Below are 20,543 nucleotides of genomic sequence, written 5' to 3'. Positions count from 1 at the left end.
ATTTATTTATTTCTTTGAGCGACAAGTTGTCTTCTCATATAAGCGATTTTACTTTGTAAAGGTAATTCTTTAGGGCAATTATCTTCACAAGCAAGCAATGACATACAACCAAAAACACCATCATCATCGCCTACTAATTCATAAAAATCTTCCACACTTCTATGGTCATGCGGATCTTGTAAATATCTAGCTGTTCTTAAAAGCCCTGTAGCAGCTATGAAATTTGGGCGCATAAGTTTAGTTGCACAAGAAGCTACACAAATTCCACACTCTATACAACGATCAAGTTCAAAAGTTTCATCCGCAACTTCTGGCTCAATGCGTTCTTCAAGTTTAGAAATATCAGTTTCTTTTTCATTATGCACCCAGCTTTCAACACGCTTACACATGTCTTCAAACCACTCGCCTGTATTCACGCTTAAATCTTTAATATGCCTAAATGCAGGCATAGGCATAAGCTCTATCACTCCATCAGGATAATCTTTAGTCAAAGTTTTACAAGCAAGTTTTGGCACTCCATTAATCATCATTGCACAAGATCCGCAAATCCCTGCACGACAAACAAAGTCAAAACTCAGATCTGCATCCATTTTTTCACGGATCAAAGTCAAACATACAAAAACCGTCATAAAAGGAGTTTCTTCAAGCTCATAAGTCACAAAATGTGGTTTAGAAATTTTGCTTAAAGGATTGTATTTAAATGCCTTTATTGTCAATTTTCTACTCATAATCAACTCCTATTCTTTGGTTTGGTGCTTTATATTTAGCTTGCAATTCATAAGGCATTAAGGCGTTTTGAATTTCATAACGACCTTTGCCTTCAGCTTCCATTTTTTCACGGATAGCATCCACTTCAGCTTGGCGTTTTTCACTTAAAGGATTTTCTATAATATTTCCTTTAGCACCGTATCCACGGAATGCTGGTGGAATTTCCATTTTCATAATATCAAGCTCTTCGTATTCTATGCGTGGTAAGGTTTCGCCTTCTACCCAAAAAGTATTGGTTCTTTTCATCCAATTTAAATCATCTCTTTTTGGATAATCTTCCCTATAATGCGCCCCACGACTTTCTGTTCTTAAAAGCGCTCCATAAGCTACGCAAAGTGCTATTTTTAACATTCTTGGCACTCTATACGCTTCTTCAAGCTCTGGATTTGCACAATCAAGTTCTTTACAATGTACTTTAACGTCTTGAGAATCTTTATAAAGTTTTTCAAGTTCATCTACTGCTTCTTTCAAACCTTCACCTGTTCTAAAGATGGCCACCTTATCCCACATGATTTCTTTCATTCTGTTTTTGATTTCAAAAACATTATGTTTACCTTCTTTATCTACTAAAGATTTTAAATATTGATACTCTTTAGTTAAGAAGTCTTTTACTACATTTGTGTCAATTACTTCACCATTATTTTTACAATAATCTGCAAAATAATCTCCCACTATCATACCTGCTACAACAGTTTCAGCACATGAATTTCCACCTAAACGATTAAATCCGTGCATATCCCAGCAAGCTGCTTCTCCACAAGCAAAAAGTCCGTTTAACCATTGACTTTCACCCGTTGGTTTAGTTCTAATTCCACCCATAGAATAATGCTGCATTGGAAGAACTGGCGCCCAACCTTTTGGACCCTCATCTGCTGGATCAATACCATTAAAAGTTTTACAAATATCTTGTACATCGCGGAGATTTTTTTCCACATGAGCTCTTCCAAGTATAGAAATATCAAGCCATAAATGATCCCCATAAGGGCTTTTTACACCTTTGCCTTTACGAATATGTTCCATCATTCTACGACTTACCACATCACGGCTTGCAAGTTCTTTTTTCTCTGGTTCATAATCAGGCATAAAACGATATCCATCCACATCGCGTAAAATTCCACCATCACCACGACAGCCCTCAGTAAGCAAAATACCGCTTGGCACAATAGGAGTTGGATGAAATTGCACTGCTTCCATATTTGAAAGTCTGCAAAGCCCTGTTTCAAGAGCGATGGCTGCACCTGTTCCTTCACAAATTACCGCATTTGTAGTTTGTTTATAAATTCTACCATAGCCCCCTGTTGCTATCATGGTTCCTCTTGCAATATAAGCAATGAGTTGTCCATTAGTTAAATCTCTAGCGATCACACCTAAGCATTTTTTACCATCATGGATAATTCTTACTGCTTCCATTCTATCAATAATTTTTACTTGATGTTTAATAGCTTCATTTGCTACACCATAAAGCATACAATGCCCTGTTGCATCTGCGATATAGCAAGTTCTCCATTTTTTAGTTCCACCAAAATCTCTAGCATTAATAAGCCCGTGCGCTTCTTCTTTTTCTTCAATCACAGTTTTTTGTGCATTGATTACAACAGTTCTTGGACCTTTAGTAACTCTAGTCCAAGGCACACCCCAAGCCGCAAGCTCACGCACTGCTTTTGGCGCAGTTTGAGCAAACATTCTTGCTACTTCTTGATCACAGCCCCAATCACTTCCTTTTACTGTATCTGCAAAGTGAAGATCTTCATTATCACCCTCACCTTTTGCCCCATTTGCTAAACTTGCCTGCATACCTCCTTGCACCGCTGCAGAGTGAGAACGCTTCACTGGACAAATACTTAAAAGTGTTACACTTTGGCCACTCTTTGCTACTTCAATAGCCGCTCTAAGACCTGCTAATCCTCCGCCTATTACTAAAGCATCACTATATTGTATATTCATAATTTGCTCCATTGTAGTTTTTTATCATCGCAGTAGTTTGGGTTTGATTTTGGTAGTTTTCATAACCTATTTTTATAAATGCTGCAAGACTTAACACACCTAAAACTAGGAAGAAAATACTGATTATCCATTTAGCAGTTTTAAGCTTTTTGCGACTTTCTTTTACATTTTTTCCTTCAAACCAACCCCATTTAACACAAAGTCTATAAAGCCCTATACTTCCATGAAGTTCAACACAGACTAAAAGAACAGCATAAAAAAGCCACATAAAATGACTTACAACCCTATCTCCTGACATATCGCCGCTGATTTTATCTGCATTGGTTACAATAAAAATAAGATGAGCAGAACCTAAGAAAAACATAATAAAACCTGTAAAAGCTTGAACCCACCATAACGAAGTATCGCTGTGATTCATTTTTTTACTGTGTGTTCTTAGTATTTGATACTGACGGTAATTAATAGGAAATTTTCTCATTGCAAGTAAAGCATGAACGAAAAAAACCACTAAAACACAGGCGGCTAAAAATGAAGTAAGATAACTCATAACAGGATTATCGTAAACAAATTTTAATTCTAAAAAATGCACTACAGAATTAAAAAAATCCTCACTGACTAAAATTGTAGAAACAAAAAGCATATGCACCCACATAAAAAGACCTAAAAAAAGCCCTGAAGCACTTTGGATAAAGTCTAATTTCGCAGGCATTTTACTTTTTTTGCCCTCAATGCTCTTACCCAAATAACCTTCGATAAGCTCACGCATCTTTACTCCTTTGTAAAAAGAAATTAAAAAAAATCCATTTCATTATATTACAAAAGTCTTTAAGATAGATTAAATATTTACTTTTTTAAACTTTATACAAATATAAACTAACAAAGCTGTTATAAACATTATAAAACTTAAAATTTGCCCCATACTCATACCCCATAAAACAAAACCTATATCAAAATCAGGCTCGCGATAAAATTCACATATAAATCTTGCCAATGAATAAGCACCAGCATACACAAGAATCAATTCCCCTTGAAAGCTTTGCTTAAATCTTGCTAAATAAACTATAATAAAAACAACAATACCTTCTAAAAATGCTTCATAAAGTTGCGATGGATGGCGCAATACTCCATCAACATAAATTCCCCAAGGCACATTTGTAATGCGACCAAAAAGCTCTTGATTTAAAAAATTTCCTATACGACCAAAAACATAAGCCAATGGAACACTTAAAGCAACCAAATCAAGAAAAATCCAAGGATTTGTTTTATATTTTTTACAAAACAATAAAGTAGCTATCAAAAATCCTATAATTGCTCCATGATAACTCATACCTCGAATACCTACAAATTCACCATTAATATAAGGATTAAAAATTTGCCAAGGATGAGTAATATAATACATAGTATTTGCATCATAAATCAAAATATATCCAAGTCTTGCACCTAAAATAACCCCTATTTCAACCCATATAAAATAACTATCCAAATGTTTTTCATTAATGTCTAGTTGAAATTTTCTTACAAAAAATTTAGCCAAAAGCAAAGCCAAAAGCAAAGCTATAACATACATAATGCCATACCAATGCACCTTTAAACCAAAGATGCTAAAAGCTATAACATTAAAATTTGAATAAATATGCTGCCAAAATTCCATATATCTTTCCTAATTTTCCTTTATAAAAATATAACAAAAAAACTTTAACTTGCTATAATTAACACAAACACATTAAATAAAGGTAAAAAATGAAAAAATATATTTTACTTGCTAGTAGTATGTTAATTTTAGCAGCTTGTGGGGGTACAAGTAGTAATTTTGTCAATGTTTCTATGCCAAATTTTAAACCCCAAGTTCCAACAAAGGTTGAACCTATTAATTCTGGAGTAAGCATTGCTCTTGAGCCTATTAATATAGAACAAAATAACAATTATTCTGATTATTTTGAAAATTCAGTGCTTAAAATTCGCATAGAAAAAGAAATTGATCTTTTAAAACAAAATTTAGAAGAGCAGATCAAAACCATCGCTCAACTAAAAGGCTATAAAATAGTTACTACTAATCCAGACTACACTCTTAAAAGTTCAATCAGTATTTATACGGAAGAAAAAAATGCACAAAAAACAAGCAATTTTATGAGTGGAGATTATGTAAAATCCAATTTAGGTATAAATTTTAAAGGTAAAATAGATTTTATAGATGCACACAATCCACAAAATTCAACCAATCTTTCAAGTAGTACTAAACTAGATTCTTTAGTTGCACTTAACTATCCTATTAAAAATGATGATGGGGTTAATATGTTTAAAACTACTATCTCCACTGTACCAACTCAACTCAATAAAGGTTTAGAGCAACCTGCTTTTGAAATTGATAAAAGTTTTTTAGCTTTTTATAAAAATACATTAAATACACTTTATAACAATCTACCAAAAGCAACAGACATAGGCAAAACTATACCTAATACAAATAGTGGTTTTAATAGTTTTGATGGCGATGCTACCTTTGAAGAAAGCTTACCTCAAACAAATTCTAATCAAAATAATACAATTGAAAACACGCCTACACAAAATATTCCTACAAATCCATCTTCAACAAATCAAAATAATCAAAGTAAAAATCAAGATGGGGTAGAAATATTTGAATGATAAAACTTGTGAGAAAATTAAACTTTCTCACACAAAAAATAAGATTTTCTTATACAAAAAAATAACTATCATTCTACTTTAAAATCAATGCCTGTTGCATTGCATTTTTTATCATCTCTCTTTTATCTCGTATTTCAAAAAAAAGCTCAAAAGCAAAAACCCCTTGCCATAAAAGCATATCAAGCCCATCTTTAATTTTTAAATGATACTCTTTACACAATCTATAAAAAGGTGTTTCTCTGCCATAAATTACCTCAAAAGCAAATTTAGCTTTAGGTAAAATTCCATCTAAAAGCTCTCTATCACAAGGTAAATTTTCATCTTTTAATCCAGCAGAAGTTGAATTTACAACCAAATCAAAGTCAAAATCTTGCAAGTTTTTATAAAGATAAGTTGGATAAGCTAAGAAATCTTTAAATCTTTCTTTACTACGATTAGCTATATACACTTCTACGCCTTTTTGTTTTAATGCATAAGCAAGCGCCAAAGCTGTACCTCCAGCACCCAAAATCAAAGCTTTTTTTATATTATCAAAATCCTTAATAGCTTCTAAAAAACCTAAAGCATCAGTATTATAAGCGTAAATTTTATCTTCTTTTAAGCATAAAGTATTTGCAGAGCCAATATTTCTAGCAAAATCATCCTTCACATCAGCAATATCTAAAGCTTTTTCCTTAAAAGGCAAAGTAATATTAGCTCCACTAAGTCCTAATTTAAAAAAATCTTCTCTTAAACAGTTAGCATTTCTTAAATGATAGCGTGTATAAATGCTATCAAGTCCTAAGGCTTTGATAGCATTATTATGCATTCTAGGCGATTTAGAGTGAGAAATAGGATCGCCTATAACTGCTAAAAATTTCATTTTAAAGTAAAAGAAAAAGCATCTTTTGCAATATCCTTACGGATTTTAGCAAGTTCTGCTGCAATATCTGCCTTTTCAAATGGTCCTATTAAAACCTTGGTAATTTCTTTACCTCCAACTGTAGTTTTATAAAGTTTATAATCATAACCTTTTTGTTTTACAGAAGCAAGTTCTTTTGATTTTTGATCCAAATTACTTACTGAGAAAATTTGCACATAAATACCCGATGCTAAACCACTTGGATGTACAGGTTTAGCATCAACATTTTTAAATAAATCATTTGTATTTTGTTCTTTTTTAGGGATTTGTTTTGTACTTTCTTTTTCTTTTTTTACAGCTGTTTGTTTTTTTGCTTCTTCTTTAGGTTTTGCAGTTTGTGTTACTTCTTGTTTAGGAGTACTTGCTTGTGGAGTGGTATTTTCTGAAGTAGTTGCTGTGGGTTCTGCTGGAACTTCTTGATCAGGCATAGCAAAATTTGTAGTATCATTGTTATTTGAACTAGAGGTTGTTGTATTTTGAGTTGTATTTTGTTCATCTTGAAATTGTTTTCTTAATGCCTCAAATTGATCTTCTGCTGAAGTATTATCTGTAATTGGCATACTTTCAAAAGAAGTATCATTGTTATTGTCTTGAGTTGCTATAGGTTCACTTGGCAATACACTTTGATTTTGCGTATTTTCATCACCACTACCATTAATAAGCTTCATAACTATCATGATAGCTAAAAACAAAATAACTAAAGCAATAACTCGTAAAAGAATTTTTTTTACTTTTTCACTTTTATTACTTTTTTCTAAAATAATATCATCAAATTCATTTTTTTGATTTTCCATAATTTGTCCTTTCTTACATATGCTTAGACCAAGAACTTCCTCGTTCTTTTTGATAAACCTCATAAGGCAATATTAAAATATTAAATTCCCTAGGTACATCCATACTAGGAAACACCTTCCATTCTACTGGCATTTTACTTGCAAACATCATTGAAAGTTTAGACGCTAAAGAATAACCTTCGTTTAACGCCGTGTGTCCTTTGTGAATATAAAGATGTAAATGTCCTGGAGTTTTAGTCTTATAGGCTGTGAAATTTATAAAACCTTCTTCTCTTAAAATAAGTTGTGCACGGTGATAAAATCTTTCAGCATTAAAACCATTATAATCAAAGACAATATTTTCTACTTTATTATCTTTTGTTATTAAATCATGAGCGACAACAATTTTTTTAGCAGCGTGTTCTCTCATGACATTTAAATTTAAAGGAGCATCAACTCTTTCAAATTTATCAAAAAATAAGCGACCTCTATGTGTAATTTTATTTACAATTTTATCGCGTCTTATATAATAATGATCGCCAATTATTTTAATTAGCGACATATCCATTGGTGAAATCAAAACATAGCCCTTTCATAAATAATAAAATTACTTGCAAGTTTTTTTAATTCTTGTTTAATATTCTCTTGTAATTTTTCATTATTAATATCATCTAAAATATCTGCAATATAATTTGACACAATTTCCATTTCTTTTTCTTTAAAACCTCTGGCAGTAAGCGCTGGAGTTCCAAGTCTTAATCCACTTGTGATAAAAGGACTTCTAATCTCTCCTGGAACGGTATTTTTATTTGCAGTAATACCTGCATTTCCAAGAGCTAAATCTGCATCTTTTCCACTAAATTCACGATCTAAAAAACTCATTAAAACAAGGTGATTATCCGTTCCATCGCTAACAAGTTTAAATTTTCTATCCATTAAAACATTAGCTAAAACTTGAGCATTGGTTCTTACTTGTTTTGCATAAACTTTCCACTCATCGCTAAGATTAAATTTAAATCCTACTGCTTTTGCAGCAATTACATGCATCAAAGGACCACCTTGAATACCTGGAAAAATGGCAGAATTAATTTTTTTAGCAAGCTCTTCATCATTTGTCATAATAATACCACCTCTTGGACCACGCAAAGTTTTATGTGTGGTTGAGCTTACTACATGAGCGTGCGGAAAAGGACTTGGATGCTCGCCTGCCACAACAAGACCTGCAATATGTGCTATATCAGCAAAAAGATAGGCACCTATTTCATCAGCAATTTCTCTAAATTTAGCAAAATCAATCACTCTTGCATAAGCACTAGCTCCACAAACTATTAATTTTGGCTTTTCTTTCTTAGCGATTTCTCTTACTTTTTCATAATCAATTCTTCCATCAAGTTCTACGCCGTAAAAACAACTTTCGTACATTTTACCCGAAGAACTTACTTTTGCACCATGAGTTAAATGTCCACCATGACTTAAATCCATTCCTAAAATTTTATCACCTGGATTAATCAAAGCCGCATAAACACCTTGATTAGCTTGAGAACCTGAATTAGGCTGAACATTAGCAAATTTACAATTAAAAAGTTTTTTACATCTTTCAATAGCTAGAGTTTCAATCTCATCAACAAATTCACAACCACCATAATATCTTTTACCTGGATAACCTTCTGCGTATTTGTTCGTCAAGATACTTCCCATAACTTCCATTACTTCAGGTAAAGTGAAATTTTCACTCGCTATCATTTCAAGACCTTCGCATTGACGCTCTAACTCTTTGTTTGTTAAATCAAAAATTTCTTTATCAAACATTTCTAAACTCATTCTTTCTCCTTTAGTTCTGATTTTAATGGACGCATTGCAGGAAACAATATCACATCTCGAATAGATTTTTTATTTGTCAAAAGCATAACAAGTCTATCTATACCTATACCCTGCCCTGCCGTTGGAGGCATTCCATAACCCAAAGCATTTACAAAATCTTCATCCATTTCGCAAGCCTCTTCATCGCCTGCATTTTTAGCTTCAATTTGTTTTAAAAATCTCTCATATTGATCAAGAGGATCATTAAGCTCATTAAAACCATTTGCCAATTCTCTTCCACAAATAAACAACTCAAATCTCTCAGCAATCTGAGAATCCTCATCGCTACGTCTTGATAAAGGACTTATGGAAATAGGAAAATCAATCACAAAAGTAGGATTGATCAATTTTTCTTCCACATAATTATCAAAAAGTTCAGCTTGTAAATGTCCAAGTTCAAGCTTTTCATTCGCTTCAAAACCATCTACTTTTAATTTAGTAAGAATTTTTTCCTTATCTTCAATTAAATCCCTATCCAAACCACCATATTTACAAAGTGCATCTTTGTAAGTAATTCTTTCAAAAGGTTTAGAAAAATCTATCATTTTTCCATCAAATTCTATTGTTTTTCCCAAATTAAGTTTATCTAAAAGTAAAGCAAAAAGTTCTTCAGTTAAATCCATTAAATCTTTATAATTATGATAAGCCCAATAAAATTCTATAGTTGTAAATTCAGGATTATGGGTTAAATCCATACCTTCGTTTCTAAAACAACGATTGATTTCAAAAACTGCCTCAAAACCACCCACTACAAGTCTTTTAAGATAAAGTTCTGGAGCAATTCTTAAAAATCTTTCTACGCCTAAAGAATTGTGAAAAGTTACAAAAGGCTTAGCGTTTGCTCCACCTGCAATCGGATGCATCATAGGAGTTTCTACTTCTAAAAAGCCTTTATTTTCAAAAAAATGACGAATCAAACTCACCACTTTAGAACGCACTAAAAAATCTTTTCTAACTTCTGTATTCATTATCATATCAACATAACGTTTACGATATCTTTGCTCAATATCTGTTAATCCATGATATTTTTCAGGTAAAGGAACAATAGCTTTTGTAGCGAGTTTTACTTCACTTGCATGCAAACTAAACTCACCTGTTTTAGTTACAAAAGGAAAACCTTTAACCAAAACAATATCACCTACTTCTAAATTCTTTTTCAAAATCGCATAAAGTTCTTCACCTACACTATCTTTATTAAAATAAATTTGCAAATTTGTATCTTCATCTTCAATGTTTGCAAAAATCGATTTCCCAGCTATACGCAAAAGTTTCAAACGTCCTGCAACAACAGCATTGACACTTTCATCTCTTTTTTCAACTTGCTCTAAAATATAAGAAAATTTATCCTTAAAAGTCTTTAAAGACATTTCTTTTTCTAAAAAATGAGGATAAGGATTGATCCCTAAATTTTTTAATTCCTTGGCTTTTTCTATTCTTTGCTGCTCTAAAATATTATCAAACATTTATATTTTTACCTTTGCTTTTTGATTATTACAATCACCACAAACACCATAAAGCTGCATCAAATGCCCTGTAAGTTTAAAACCATGTTCTTTTGCAATCAAGGCTTGCTGTCTTTCTATAATAGGATTTTCAAACTCTATAATTTTTCCGCAATTTTTACATATCATATGATCATGGTGAGGTTTATTGGCAAGCTCGTATTTTTTACCTGCTGAACCAAAAGAAATGGAAGTTACCATTTCTGCTTCTTCAAGCAAATTTAAAGTACGATAAACAGTTGCAATTCCTACATTTAAATCGGGTTCAGCTTGTTTGATTTCCATATATAAACTTTCGGGTGTGTAATGAGTATCACTGTGATAAAGAGTTTTTAAAAGTACTTCTCTTTGCTTGGTATATTTAAGTCCGCCTTGTCTTAATATTTTTTTAAATCTCTCAAGTAAAACATCATATTCCACATTTTCTATCAGCATATCACTCCCCTTTTTGAGTATTGTTTAAATCACTTACAATATCTTGCAACTTTTCATTAGCATGATCTAGACTATTTTCTGTTAAAGGTTGATTCATAATAAAAGATCCAGTTTCTTTAAGCAAATTCAAAGTATAGCTATTTTTAGCAAAATTATCTAATTTATCATTTAAAAAATCGATTCTTGCTACACAAAAAACTAAAATTGCAAAAATTAAAAAGATTTTTGCCCCACCAAATATAAAGCCACCAATACGATCTAAAAAACCTAGGCCACTTAATTTGATCAACTTAGAAAGAAAATTACCTGCCAACAAACAAACTATCCAAAAAATAATTAATATGGCCAAAAATCCAGCAAATCCAGCTAAGCTTTGATTTTCTATCTTATAAAAAGTACTTTGTATAAATTCAGCCGCTTGAGTTGCGTATTTTGAAGCAATAAAAACACCACCAATAATACCCAAAAGTCCAAAAATTTCTTTTATCAAACCATTGATAATACCCTTAAGCCCTAAAAGCAAGGTAAATCCTAAAATAAAAGCATCAAACCAATAAAAATTCATTTCAATCACTCTCTGATTTTTTTTGTTTTAAATTTATTCTACAAATAAGCACTAAATGCTAAGTTAATCATTCTATGATTTTAGGAACAACAAAAAAATGTTCTTGTTTTTTTGGAGCACAATCTAAAACCTCATCAATAACATTGCTATTTCTTATCTCATCAATCCTCAAAGGAGCTCCACCTTTTATAGTACTCACAGTAATCTCTTGGGAATCTAGATCAAGTTCGTTTAATTTTTCAACAAAATTCACAATTTCACTTAACTGTACAATGGTTTCATTTCTGTTTTTTGTTATTTGTAAAGCACTTAATTTTTCAAGCTTGCTTAATAATTTCTCATCTATTTGCATTTCTTAAACCTTAATAAAAAAGTTAAAATTTTGAAAATTATATCATAAAAAGCTTTAAATTGTTTAGGATATTTTGCAATTTATATGATACAATACCATAATTTTTCTATACAAAAATAAAAATATTTTTTCAAGGATAAATTTTGGGACTAAAAGATAATTTAAAAGCTGTTAAAAATGAACTTAACACAGAAGAACAATTTATAGAAAATTTTATCAAAGGAGAGAGATTTATACGCAAGTATAAATTTTATATATCTGCTGTTGTGATAATTTTAGTTGCTTGGTTTGCTGGAAATTTTATAATCTCAAAAATAAACGATTATAAAACAAAAGAAGCAAATGAAATTTATGCCAATCTAATACAAGATCCTAGCAATAAAAATCTTTTAGAACAACTTAAAAATAAAAATACCAATCTTTACGCTATCTTTTTACTAAAAGAAAATATTAATGATTTTAATAATACAGCTCTCCAAAATGAACTAAAACAAATTTATAATAATGCTCAAACAAACACTTTACTTAAAAATATTATCGCATTATCTTTAAGGGATAAATCGATATTTTTAAAAAATTATGATAAATTATTAGAAGCTTACAAACTTTTAGAGCAAAATAAAATCGAAGAAGCTAATGTTTTACTTTCTCAGATAAAAGAAAATTCAAGTTTAAATCAAATAGCTAAAAACCTCAAACATTATCAAGGCATTACACAATGAAAAAAATATTTTTAACACTATTTTGTTTAATATTTCTATGTGCTTGTGGCACCAAAAGACAATATTTTGAACCAAAACAAACCGATGGAGATTTAAGTCATAATAGCAATTTAAAAAGTAAAATCGTTGATTGGAATCTAGTTTCTGCAAAACTTAGCAATAATACAGCTATCTTAAAAAATAATATCTCCATAGACAAGTTTAAACTTCCTAAAAATTATATGCTTCTAGCTTATCAAGATGGGGAATATTTTACTGCAGATAATAATGGAAATTTAAAAATTTTTGACAATTCTTATAATGAAATTTATAATTTTCAATTTGACGCTAGTGTTGTAGGAGTAGCTTCTAATGGAGATGATTTAGCCCTTGTACTTGCAAACAATACTATAGTTCTTGCAAATCGTTCTTTGGGTATTAAATTTAGTCAAACCCTAACCTCAGCTCCAGCTCAAGACAGTCGTACCGCTAATCCTATATTTTTAGACAATATCATCGTATATCCAACGCTAGATGGCAAAATTTTAATTCTTTCAAGAAGCAATCTTCAAGTCATTAAAGATGTGGTTATTTCAGCAGAAAATTTTTTCAACAATGTAATCCATCTAAGTGTAATCGGAGATAAACTTATAGCAGCAACAGCTAAAAAAATCATTGTTGTAAGCCCTGCTAGAACTCTTTATCTTGACGCTGACATAAAAGATGTTGCACTTAGTGATGATGGTATTTTTATACTAGAAAAAGATGGCACTATTATTAAAACTGATTATAACTTAAGAAAAATTGCAGAAAAAAAATTTGAATTTGCTATTTTTGTAAAAAGCAATATATACAATAATTATTTATATATTTTTGAAAAAACAGGCTATCTTATCAAAATGAATCTAAATTTAGATAATACACAAGTATTTAAACTTTCAGAAGCTGTTGATAAAATTTCTTTCATGGGGAATGGTAAATTTTACTACGGAGATAAAATTTTAGATTTGCTATGATAAAAATTTTAGAACAAACAATAAAGTCTTTAAAATTAAATTTAAAGCCCTATGACTTAAGTATGTTGACTAGAAAAAAAAGTTATATTTGTGCTAAAGATCAAAATAACATTCTTTTTATGTATACAGGAAAAACAAAATTTTTAATGAAAGATGCCTTATTTTTAGAAAATCTAGCACAGCAAATTAACATAAATAACAAATATTTTTTTAGTATGGCTTCTCTTTGCTCTAAAGCAAAAAATCATCTAGAAATGAAAGGATTTAATATCTATGTTGCTCTGTGATATTGGGAATTCAAATGCTAATTTCCTAGATGATAACAAATATTTTACTCTTAGTATAGATCAGTTTTTAGAATTTAAAAATGAACAAAAAATTTTTTATATCAATGTCAATGAACATCTCAAAGAACATTTAAAAAATCAAAAAAATTTTATCAATCTTGAACCTTATTTTTTATTTGATACAATTTATCAAGGATTAGGAATCGATCGCATAGCAGCTTGTTATACTATTGAAGATGGGGTTGTTGTAGATGCAGGTAGTGCTATTACAATTGATATTATTTCTAATTCTATACATCTTGGTGGTTTTATCTTGCCAGGTATTGCAAATTATAAAAAAATTTATAGCCATATTTCACCGCGATTAAAAAGTGAATTTAATACTCAAGTTAGTCTTGATGCATTCCCGCAAAAAACCATGGATGCTTTAAGTTATGGTGTTTTTAAAGGAATTTACCTACTGATAAAAGATGCCGCTCAAAATAAAAAGCTTTATTTCACTGGTGGAGATGGGCAATTTTTAGCAAATTATTTCGATCACGCAATTTATGATAAACTTTTAATCTTTCGAGGAATGAAAAAGATTATAAAAGAAAATCCCAATTTACTTTATTAAAAATGTTACAAAAATTCTCATTGATATCAAACCTTAATGAAATTTAACTTTTTGTAAAACAAATTCAATTAAACTTCTATTTAGAAAAAAGTTTATTAAAATAAAAAAAGGAAAAACAATGAGCCAACAAGAATTTGATGTGCTTGTCATCGGAGCTGGAATTTCAGGAGCAGCATTATTTTACGAGCTTGCAAGATATACAAATATTAAAAATATTGCTTTGATAGAAAAATATAATACAGCTGCAACATTAAATTCTAAGGGAACGAGTAATTCTCAAACCATTCATTGTGGAGATATTGAAACCAATTATACTTTAGAAAAAGCGCGAAAAGTAAAAAGAACAGCTGATATGATAGTTAAATATGGACTCATGCAAAATGCGCAAAATAATTTCATGTTTTCTCATCAAAAAATGGCTCTAGCTGTTGGAGATATAGAATGTGATTATATGAAAAAACGCTATGAAGAATTTAAAGAACTTTATCCTTATATAAAATTTTTCAATAAAACAAAAATCAAACAAATTGAACCCAAAGTTGTTTTAGGAGAAGATTGCAATCAAGATAGACCTGAAAATATCTGCGCCATGGGTGTTGAAAGTGGCGAGGTTTTTACAACTGTAGATTTTGGGAAAATGAGCATAAATCTAATAGAACAAGCACAAAAACAAAATAAAAATACTTTCGTTGCCTTTAATCAAGAAATTATTCACATAGAAAAAAAAGATGATATTTTTATATTAAAAACCTCAAATCATCAAGAATACCATGCCAAAAGCGTAGTTGTCAATGCTGGGGCGCACTCTTTATATTTAGCACATAAAATGAACTTAGGTATGGATAAGTCTTGTTGGCCTGTTGCAGGAAGTTTTTATTTAACCAAACAAAAACTTTTAAATGGCAAGGTTTATATGGTGCAAAATCCTAAACTTCCATTTGCAGCTCTTCATGGAGATCCTGATTTGCTTGCTGATATGAACACTCGCTTTGGACCTACTGCACTTGTTATTCCAAAACTAGAACGTTATCATGGTCTAAAATCAGTTCCAGAATTTTTTGAAGCACTAAAACTTGATAAAACTGTTTTAAAAGTAACTTTTAATATGTTTAAAGATGCAACAATTAGAAATTACATCTTTTATAATTATCTTTTTGAACTACCTTTTATTGATAAAAGCTTATTTGTTAAAGATGCCAAAAAAATAGTCCCAAGTCTTAAAGCAAGCGATATTTATTATGCAAAAGGTTTTGGAGGCGTAAGACCGCAAGTTATTGATAAAACTAAAGGAGAATTAATGCTAGGTGAAGCAAGCATCACAGAAACCCCTGGTATTATTTTCAATATGACTCCAAGCCCTGGAGCAACAAGTTGTTTAGGAAATGCTGAAAGAGATGCAAAGCTTGTATGTAATTATCTAGGAATGGAATTTAACGAAGATAAATTTTCTTCAGAATTATTGTAATCATTTTGTTTCTATTTTTAGCTACAATAATTTCAAAAGGAGTTTACCATGCTTAAAAAAACAAAAATTGTAGCCACAGTAGGTCCAGCAAGTGAAAAGGAAGAAATTCTACGCCAAATGATTATCAATGGTGTAAATGTTTTCCGTTTAAACTTTTCTCATGGAACACATGAGTATCATAAAAAAAACTTAGATACCATAAGAAAAGTAGCTAAAGAATTGCATATTCGTATTGGAATTTTACAAGACATTAGTGGTCCTAAAATTCGTACAGGTGAACTTAAAGAACCATTTGAATTAAAAAAGGGTGATAGACTTGATTTTTATCGTGAAACAATTTTAGGGGAGAAGATTGCTCAAAATCATTATAAAATCAGTATTAATCAAAAATCTATTTTAGATATGTTAAAAATTGATGAATATATTTATCTATATGATGGATCAATTCGTGCTAAAGTAGTAAACATAGATGATCAAAAAATTGAAACCATTATAGAAAATGATGGTTTTTTAAACTCAAATAAAGGTATTAATTTTCCGAATACTAAAATCAATATTGATGTTATTACACAAAAAGATAAAAATGATTTACTTTGGGGTATAAAAAATGAAGTAGATTTTTTAGCAATATCTTTCGTACAAAATGCGCACGATATTGATGAAGTTCGTGAAATTTTAGCACAAAATAACGCAAAAATATCTATTTTTGCAAAAATTGAAAAATTTGATGCAGTAGAAAATATTGATGAAATTATTAAATCTAGCGATGGTATAATGGTTGCAAGAGGAGATTTAGGTATTGAGGTGCCTTATTATAAAGTTCCTAATATCCAAAAAGAAATCATACAAAAAGCAAACAATGCCTCTAAGCCTGTTATTACTGCGACTCAGATGCTTTTTTCATTAGCCAAAAGCAAAACCGCCACAAGGGCTGAAATTTCAGATGTTGCAAATGCTGTTTTAGATGGAACAGATGCAGTAATGCTAAGTGAAGAAAGTGCCGTTGGTATAGATCCTGCAAACGCTGTTGGTATAATGTGCCAAACTATAATAGAAACAGAAAAACGCTATCCATATAACAAATTTAATGATTTTAATGATTTAGACAATACAGATAAAATCATGCGTTCTTCAGCTCATCTTGCAACAGATCTTAACGCTGATGCTATTTTTTCTTTAACAAGTAGCGGAAAATCTGCTATTAAGATTGCGAGATATCGTCCAAATATAGAAATCATAGCAGTAGGGCATTCTGAAAAAACCTTAAACTCTTTAAGTATAGTTTGGGGAGTTAATCCTGCAATCTTGGTTAATAAAAGTAATGAACTTACAGAATTATTAAAAGACTCTGTAAGATCAAGTGTTGAAAAAGGTTTTATGGATGAAGATAAATGCTATCTTCTAACTGCAGGCTTTCCAACAGGAGTAGAAGGTACTAGCAATCTTATCCGCATTCTCAATAAAGAGCAAATTGCTTATTATCTACAATAAAACATTAAATTCCTTTGAAAATAAGGAATTTAATGTCCTTATAAATTTTTTAAGTCAAAAGTCGATATAAATCAAAGCCTCACACAAAGGAGCAAATATGCAAGTGAATACTTTTTCAAATATCGCTAGCATGGCACAAACACAAGTTAGCAATAAGAAGGCAGATGATGCTAAGGAAAACACAAAAGACAAAAATGTTCAAAGTGCTAATTCTAGCAAGGATGTAGATAAAAATACCCTTGAAAAATTAAATGCACTTGGTGGAAAGGGCATTACACAAATTTACCTAGTTCAGTTTCAACAGCAAACAATGAATGCTGTAATAGGTTCGAGCAATGCCCAAACTGGACTAGATAGTCTTTTAAATGGTGCCAATTTAGATACTGCGAAATCTATACTTACAAATATTGATTTTGCATCCTTAGGCTACAGTGGCAAAAATCCACTTGATATGAATACAGATGAACTTCAACAACTTGTAAGTGAAGATGGTTTTTTTGGAGTGGAAAATACAGCCAATCGCATCGCGGATTTTGTTATTAAAGGCGGTGGCGACGATGTTGAAAAATTGAAAAAAGGTCTTGAAGGTATGAAAAAAGGATTTGAGCAAGCAGAAAAAATGTGGGGTGGAGAACTTCCTCAAATCAGTCAAAATACAATAGATGCGGCACTTAAAAAAGTTAGCGATCGCATTGATGAACTAGGCGGAAAAACTCTAGATCTTCAAGCTTAACTAAAAATGCTTAGAAATTTCTAAGCATTTTTAGTTGTTATTAATATCAAAAGTAAAAAATTCACTCTTAAAATTATTAGGTAAAGTTTTATACTGAGATATTGCAGCTTCATAGTTCTTTACTTCTTGATACAACATACCAAGAGCTGCTTTACTTTCTTTGTTATTTTTATCTGTAAGTTTAGAAAGCTGCAAAAGCGCTATAGCTGAATTTGGATTATTTGCACCTATGGCTGCTACGGCTGCTAAAAATAAAGTTTTAGTATCTTTAGCTCCATAATCATCAATCAAAGAATTATAAAGCGCATAAGCCTCCTCGTATTGCTGTGCAAAAATATCCAAATAAGCTAAAGTTTGTAAAATACCCTCATCTTTTGCTCCTGAAACATTAATCAACTCTTTAATTTTCTGTCTTTCTAAATTTAAAAGCCCTGCAATATGCATTAAATTAACATAAAATTCCCTAGCTATATTTGGCCCACCAAAAACACTACGATAATCAAGTTTTAAATTTTTAAAATGAATTTGAGCATTTTGAGCATATTCTTTAATATTTAAATTTGAATTTAAAGAATTAAAATACAAAATATTTGCCAAAATATCTTCAGGCAACTCTGAACGCAATTTAGCAATTTTCACATCTACTTGATTATTAAGGTTATTATTTTTAGCAACAATAGCTTCAAAAATCAAACTCAAAGGCGTGTCTTTTTTTGTTTCATCTAAATAAGGAAGCATAGAAATATAATTATTATTAACTAAAAACAACATACTTTTTTGCATATTAGCTTTAAAATTAGAATCAGCAGCTATATTATCAAGAATTTCATTGTAAAGTTTAGTTGTATCAATATCAATTAATTTTGCACAAAACATAGCAAAAGCACCTGCTAAGTAATTTTTAGGATTAAGATGATATGAACTTGAAAAATGCTTATAAGCAAGTTCATAATTTTGCATTTGGGCATAAGTTAAAGCCAAATTATAATGTAAAATACTATGTTCTGGATAATCCTTGATAAGTTTTTGAAATTCTTGGTTAGCAAGGCGTAACTTCTGATTTAATGCATAGTTAATAATATTGGCAATTTTTACATTGGTAGATGAAAGAGCCTTGCTTGTATTAAGATAAACTCCCGCATCAGCACTATCATCAACGAAATCTGTAACATTAGCTTTTTTAATATATAAAGCAGCCTGCTTACTATCAAAAACTTGATAAGGCGCAAAATAAAAAAGCAAATCGAATTGATCTTTTTGTTTTTTTAACAAATCTTTTGAAAAAGAATTTTGAGCAACTGCTATATTAAAAAGATCCTTATTTAAACGAACTTGAATTTTATAAGCATCTAAAATCTTATATCTATCTTTATCATTATCATAAGAATTTTGTAAGCGCGCTAACATATCTTGATAATTTCCTGTTTTAATATCAACCAATGTTAAAGCCGCCAAACTCTGATTAAAATCTCTTTCAATTTTCATCGCTGTACTTAAAGCGACTTTAGCTTTAGCATATTCTCCTATTCTAGCGTATAAAAGACCTAAAGATAAACTAGATTCAAAATTGCCTTGAGAATTTAATTGCTGTATAGCCTTGGAATCAAAGTCCATTTTTGCATAAATTTTAGCAGACAAATACTTTGCAACATCAGAATACGGCTCCATATCTGTTCTTTGTAACATTTGTAAAGCCTCAGGGTAATATCCTTTGTAATAATTAATCAAGCTTAAATAATAATCATATAATTTTGATTTTCCTTCTTTTGGAAGATACACTTGAGCTAAATCAATATAATATCTAAATTTTTCCTTATCATTAAGCTTTAAAGCACAAACAGCAGCATTGATAGCAGCTACACTTTGATTTTCTCCATTGGCTATAGCTTTCTTGAAGCTTTCAAAAGCTTCTTGGAATTTATTCTCATTCATTTGAGAAACGCCTAAATTATAATTAGATAAAGATTCATTATATACGGCAACTTGCTCATAAACTTTTAAAGCCTGTTCAACCTCACCCTTTAAATATAAAGCATTTGCTTTTTGGATCATACCATCAATTCTTTGCATATCATTGTATTTATATGATTCATCAGGCATAACAACAGGTTGTTCTAAAGGCTTAGAAGCTATAATATCTGGTTTAATTTTTCCTTCACTAAAAGTTAAATAAAAAAGCGTAAAAACTAAAATACAAATAATCCCCAAAGATAAACCTACAAGAGACATAAACTTACGATCTTTATACCAAGGCGTAGGCTCTTGACTTTCAACTTCTTCAAAAGTTGATACATCTTCAGGCGCACTTTCTCTTGTAAATTTAAAACCACTTTCACTATTTTCTTGAGGTAATTCTTCTGGCAATGATGCAAATTCTTCATCTTCTGGAGCTTGCCCCTCTTGCCCTTTAAATCCCTCTAAACTCTCATCAAGTCTTGGTTGATTTAAGCCATCTTCGGGTTTTTCTAGTATTATATCTTCTTGTTCAGCCATC

Annotated in this window: 21 protein-coding genes; 8 read left to right on the top strand and 13 right to left on the bottom strand. The window is 30.7% G+C overall.

Annotated features, from left to right (window positions below):
* Nucleotides 1-2: 2 nt before the first annotated feature.
* The 4 genes from FBE96_RS02000 to lgt form a co-directional block, all read right to left on the bottom strand.
* On the bottom strand, nucleotides 3-728 hold the full coding sequence (locus FBE96_RS02000; RefSeq protein WP_002854302.1) for a fumarate reductase iron-sulfur subunit: 726 nt from the start codon (nucleotides 726-728) through the stop codon (nucleotides 3-5).
* The gene (locus FBE96_RS01995; RefSeq protein WP_002854193.1) at nucleotides 721-2,712 is read right to left on the bottom strand and encodes a fumarate reductase flavoprotein subunit; all 1,992 of its coding nucleotides are present in this window, start codon (nucleotides 2,710-2,712) and stop codon (nucleotides 721-723) included. Before FBE96_RS01995 ends, FBE96_RS02000 begins: the two co-directional genes overlap by 8 nt.
* On the bottom strand, nucleotides 2,696-3,478 hold the full coding sequence (locus FBE96_RS01990; protein ID WP_002854660.1) for a fumarate reductase cytochrome b subunit: 783 nt from the start codon (nucleotides 3,476-3,478) through the stop codon (nucleotides 2,696-2,698). The genes FBE96_RS01995 and FBE96_RS01990 overlap by 17 nt, the downstream gene beginning before the upstream one ends.
* 69 nt (nucleotides 3,479-3,547) lie before the next feature.
* On the bottom strand, nucleotides 3,548-4,363 hold the full coding sequence (lgt, locus tag FBE96_RS01985; RefSeq protein ID WP_002906559.1) for a prolipoprotein diacylglyceryl transferase: 816 nt from the start codon (nucleotides 4,361-4,363) through the stop codon (nucleotides 3,548-3,550).
* Nucleotides 4,364-4,452: 89 nt separating this feature from the next.
* On the opposite strand from lgt, the gene FBE96_RS01980 reads away from it, so the two are divergent.
* A complete protein-coding gene (locus tag FBE96_RS01980) occupies nucleotides 4,453-5,352 on the top strand; it encodes a membrane lipoprotein lipid attachment site-containing protein (RefSeq protein WP_002857417.1) in 900 nt (299 codons plus the stop codon).
* Between the two features lie 73 nt (nucleotides 5,353-5,425).
* Here FBE96_RS01980 and FBE96_RS01975 read toward each other — a convergent pair whose 3' ends face one another.
* The 8 genes from FBE96_RS01975 to gatC form a co-directional block, all read right to left on the bottom strand.
* Nucleotides 5,426-6,214, bottom strand: coding sequence for a shikimate dehydrogenase (locus FBE96_RS01975; protein WP_002854447.1), 789 nt, complete (start codon nucleotides 6,212-6,214; stop codon nucleotides 5,426-5,428).
* Nucleotides 6,211-7,047 (bottom strand): SPOR domain-containing protein, encoded by an 837-nt coding sequence (locus FBE96_RS01970; RefSeq protein WP_145599586.1) that lies wholly within the window; start codon nucleotides 7,045-7,047, stop codon nucleotides 6,211-6,213. The genes FBE96_RS01975 and FBE96_RS01970 overlap by 4 nt, the downstream gene beginning before the upstream one ends.
* 13 nt (nucleotides 7,048-7,060) lie before the next feature.
* Nucleotides 7,061-7,606 carry a DUF1882 domain-containing protein gene (locus tag FBE96_RS01965; protein WP_002859481.1) on the bottom strand — a complete coding sequence of 182 codons (546 nt, stop codon included), beginning with the start codon at nucleotides 7,604-7,606 and terminating at the stop codon, nucleotides 7,061-7,063.
* Nucleotides 7,603-8,847: a serine hydroxymethyltransferase gene (locus tag FBE96_RS01960; protein ID WP_002854503.1), complete on the bottom strand. Its 1,245-nt coding sequence runs from the start codon at nucleotides 8,845-8,847 to the stop codon at nucleotides 7,603-7,605. Before FBE96_RS01960 ends, FBE96_RS01965 begins: the two co-directional genes overlap by 4 nt.
* The gene (gene lysS, locus FBE96_RS01955; RefSeq protein WP_002906302.1) at nucleotides 8,844-10,349 is read right to left on the bottom strand and encodes a lysine--tRNA ligase; all 1,506 of its coding nucleotides are present in this window, start codon (nucleotides 10,347-10,349) and stop codon (nucleotides 8,844-8,846) included. The genes FBE96_RS01960 and lysS overlap by 4 nt, the downstream gene beginning before the upstream one ends.
* Nucleotides 10,350-10,823: a Fur family transcriptional regulator gene (locus tag FBE96_RS01950; RefSeq protein WP_002854230.1), complete on the bottom strand. Its 474-nt coding sequence runs from the start codon at nucleotides 10,821-10,823 to the stop codon at nucleotides 10,350-10,352.
* A 1-nt stretch (nucleotide 10,824) separates the two neighbouring features.
* Entirely contained in the window at nucleotides 10,825-11,388 is a 564-nt protein-coding gene (locus FBE96_RS01945) for a CvpA family protein (RefSeq protein WP_002857472.1), read from the bottom strand.
* 67 nt (nucleotides 11,389-11,455) lie between these two features.
* Complete coding sequence (gene gatC, locus FBE96_RS01940) at nucleotides 11,456-11,740, bottom strand: Asp-tRNA(Asn)/Glu-tRNA(Gln) amidotransferase subunit GatC (protein WP_002854550.1); 285 nt, start codon at nucleotides 11,738-11,740, stop codon at nucleotides 11,456-11,458.
* Nucleotides 11,741-11,883: 143 nt separating this feature from the next.
* Between gatC and FBE96_RS01935 the strand changes: the two genes are divergently transcribed.
* From FBE96_RS01935 to FBE96_RS01905, 7 genes are all read left to right on the top strand, one after another.
* Nucleotides 11,884-12,462, top strand: a complete 579-nt coding sequence (locus FBE96_RS01935) for a hypothetical protein (RefSeq protein ID WP_002854632.1) — start codon at nucleotides 11,884-11,886, stop codon at nucleotides 12,460-12,462.
* Nucleotides 12,459-13,457, top strand: a complete 999-nt coding sequence (locus FBE96_RS01930; RefSeq protein ID WP_002868695.1) for a hypothetical protein — start codon at nucleotides 12,459-12,461, stop codon at nucleotides 13,455-13,457. Before FBE96_RS01935 ends, FBE96_RS01930 begins: the two co-directional genes overlap by 4 nt.
* Complete coding sequence (locus tag FBE96_RS01925) at nucleotides 13,454-13,744, top strand: hypothetical protein (protein WP_002859475.1); 291 nt, start codon at nucleotides 13,454-13,456, stop codon at nucleotides 13,742-13,744. Before FBE96_RS01930 ends, FBE96_RS01925 begins: the two co-directional genes overlap by 4 nt.
* Nucleotides 13,731-14,360, top strand: a complete 630-nt coding sequence (locus FBE96_RS01920; protein WP_002854234.1) for a type III pantothenate kinase — start codon at nucleotides 13,731-13,733, stop codon at nucleotides 14,358-14,360. The genes FBE96_RS01925 and FBE96_RS01920 overlap by 14 nt, the downstream gene beginning before the upstream one ends.
* Before the next feature lie 118 nt (nucleotides 14,361-14,478).
* Nucleotides 14,479-15,825: an FAD-dependent oxidoreductase gene (locus FBE96_RS01915; protein WP_002868692.1), complete on the top strand. Its 1,347-nt coding sequence runs from the start codon at nucleotides 14,479-14,481 to the stop codon at nucleotides 15,823-15,825.
* Nucleotides 15,826-15,873: 48 nt separating this feature from the next.
* Nucleotides 15,874-17,316 carry a pyruvate kinase gene (gene pyk, locus FBE96_RS01910; protein ID WP_002857427.1) on the top strand — a complete coding sequence of 481 codons (1,443 nt, stop codon included), beginning with the start codon at nucleotides 15,874-15,876 and terminating at the stop codon, nucleotides 17,314-17,316.
* A gap of 97 nt (nucleotides 17,317-17,413) precedes the next feature.
* Complete coding sequence (locus tag FBE96_RS01905) at nucleotides 17,414-18,049, top strand: hypothetical protein (RefSeq protein WP_002859472.1); 636 nt, start codon at nucleotides 17,414-17,416, stop codon at nucleotides 18,047-18,049.
* A 30-nt stretch (nucleotides 18,050-18,079) separates the two neighbouring features.
* On the opposite strand, the gene pflB is transcribed toward FBE96_RS01905, so the two are convergent.
* Nucleotides 18,080-20,542 (bottom strand): motility protein PflB, encoded by a 2,463-nt coding sequence (gene pflB, locus FBE96_RS01900; protein ID WP_002854338.1) that lies wholly within the window; start codon nucleotides 20,540-20,542, stop codon nucleotides 18,080-18,082.
* Between the last annotated feature and the right edge of the window lies 1 nt (nucleotide 20,543).

This window comes from Campylobacter sp. CFSAN093241, assembly GCF_012889595.1.
Lineage (GTDB): Bacteria > Campylobacterota > Campylobacteria > Campylobacterales > Campylobacteraceae > Campylobacter_D > Campylobacter_D jejuni.
The sequence above is the reverse complement of the archived record's forward strand: the minus strand, read 5'-3'. Positions and strand labels throughout refer to the sequence as shown.

Coding starts and splice junctions, on each gene's coding strand:
- FBE96_RS01945 (WP_002857472.1), bottom strand. CDS start 11,388: ATGAATTTTTATTGGTTTGATGCTTTTATTTTAGGATTTACCTTGCTT.
- FBE96_RS01950 (WP_002854230.1), bottom strand. CDS start 10,823: ATGCTGATAGAAAATGTGGAATATGATGTTTTACTTGAGAGATTTAAA.
- FBE96_RS01980 (WP_002857417.1), top strand. CDS start 4,453: ATGAAAAAATATATTTTACTTGCTAGTAGTATGTTAATTTTAGCAGCT.
- pyk (WP_002857427.1), top strand. CDS start 15,874: ATGCTTAAAAAAACAAAAATTGTAGCCACAGTAGGTCCAGCAAGTGAA.
- FBE96_RS01970 (WP_145599586.1), bottom strand. CDS start 7,047: ATGGAAAATCAAAAAAATGAATTTGATGATATTATTTTAGAAAAAAGT.
- FBE96_RS01990 (WP_002854660.1), bottom strand. CDS start 3,478: ATGCGTGAGCTTATCGAAGGTTATTTGGGTAAGAGCATTGAGGGCAAA.
- gatC (WP_002854550.1), bottom strand. CDS start 11,740: ATGCAAATAGATGAGAAATTATTAAGCAAGCTTGAAAAATTAAGTGCT.
- FBE96_RS01905 (WP_002859472.1), top strand. CDS start 17,414: ATGCAAGTGAATACTTTTTCAAATATCGCTAGCATGGCACAAACACAA.
- FBE96_RS02000 (WP_002854302.1), bottom strand. CDS start 728: ATGAGTAGAAAATTGACAATAAAGGCATTTAAATACAATCCTTTAAGC.
- FBE96_RS01915 (WP_002868692.1), top strand. CDS start 14,479: ATGAGCCAACAAGAATTTGATGTGCTTGTCATCGGAGCTGGAATTTCA.
- FBE96_RS01925 (WP_002859475.1), top strand. CDS start 13,454: ATGATAAAAATTTTAGAACAAACAATAAAGTCTTTAAAATTAAATTTA.
- FBE96_RS01975 (WP_002854447.1), bottom strand. CDS start 6,214: ATGAAATTTTTAGCAGTTATAGGCGATCCTATTTCTCACTCTAAATCG.
- FBE96_RS01920 (WP_002854234.1), top strand. CDS start 13,731: ATGTTGCTCTGTGATATTGGGAATTCAAATGCTAATTTCCTAGATGAT.
- pflB (WP_002854338.1), bottom strand. CDS start 20,542: ATGGCTGAACAAGAAGATATAATACTAGAAAAACCCGAAGATGGCTTA.
- lysS (WP_002906302.1), bottom strand. CDS start 10,349: ATGTTTGATAATATTTTAGAGCAGCAAAGAATAGAAAAAGCCAAGGAA.
- FBE96_RS01995 (WP_002854193.1), bottom strand. CDS start 2,712: ATGAATATACAATATAGTGATGCTTTAGTAATAGGCGGAGGATTAGCA.
- FBE96_RS01960 (WP_002854503.1), bottom strand. CDS start 8,847: ATGAGTTTAGAAATGTTTGATAAAGAAATTTTTGATTTAACAAACAAA.
- lgt (WP_002906559.1), bottom strand. CDS start 4,363: ATGGAATTTTGGCAGCATATTTATTCAAATTTTAATGTTATAGCTTTT.
- FBE96_RS01930 (WP_002868695.1), top strand. CDS start 12,459: ATGAAAAAAATATTTTTAACACTATTTTGTTTAATATTTCTATGTGCT.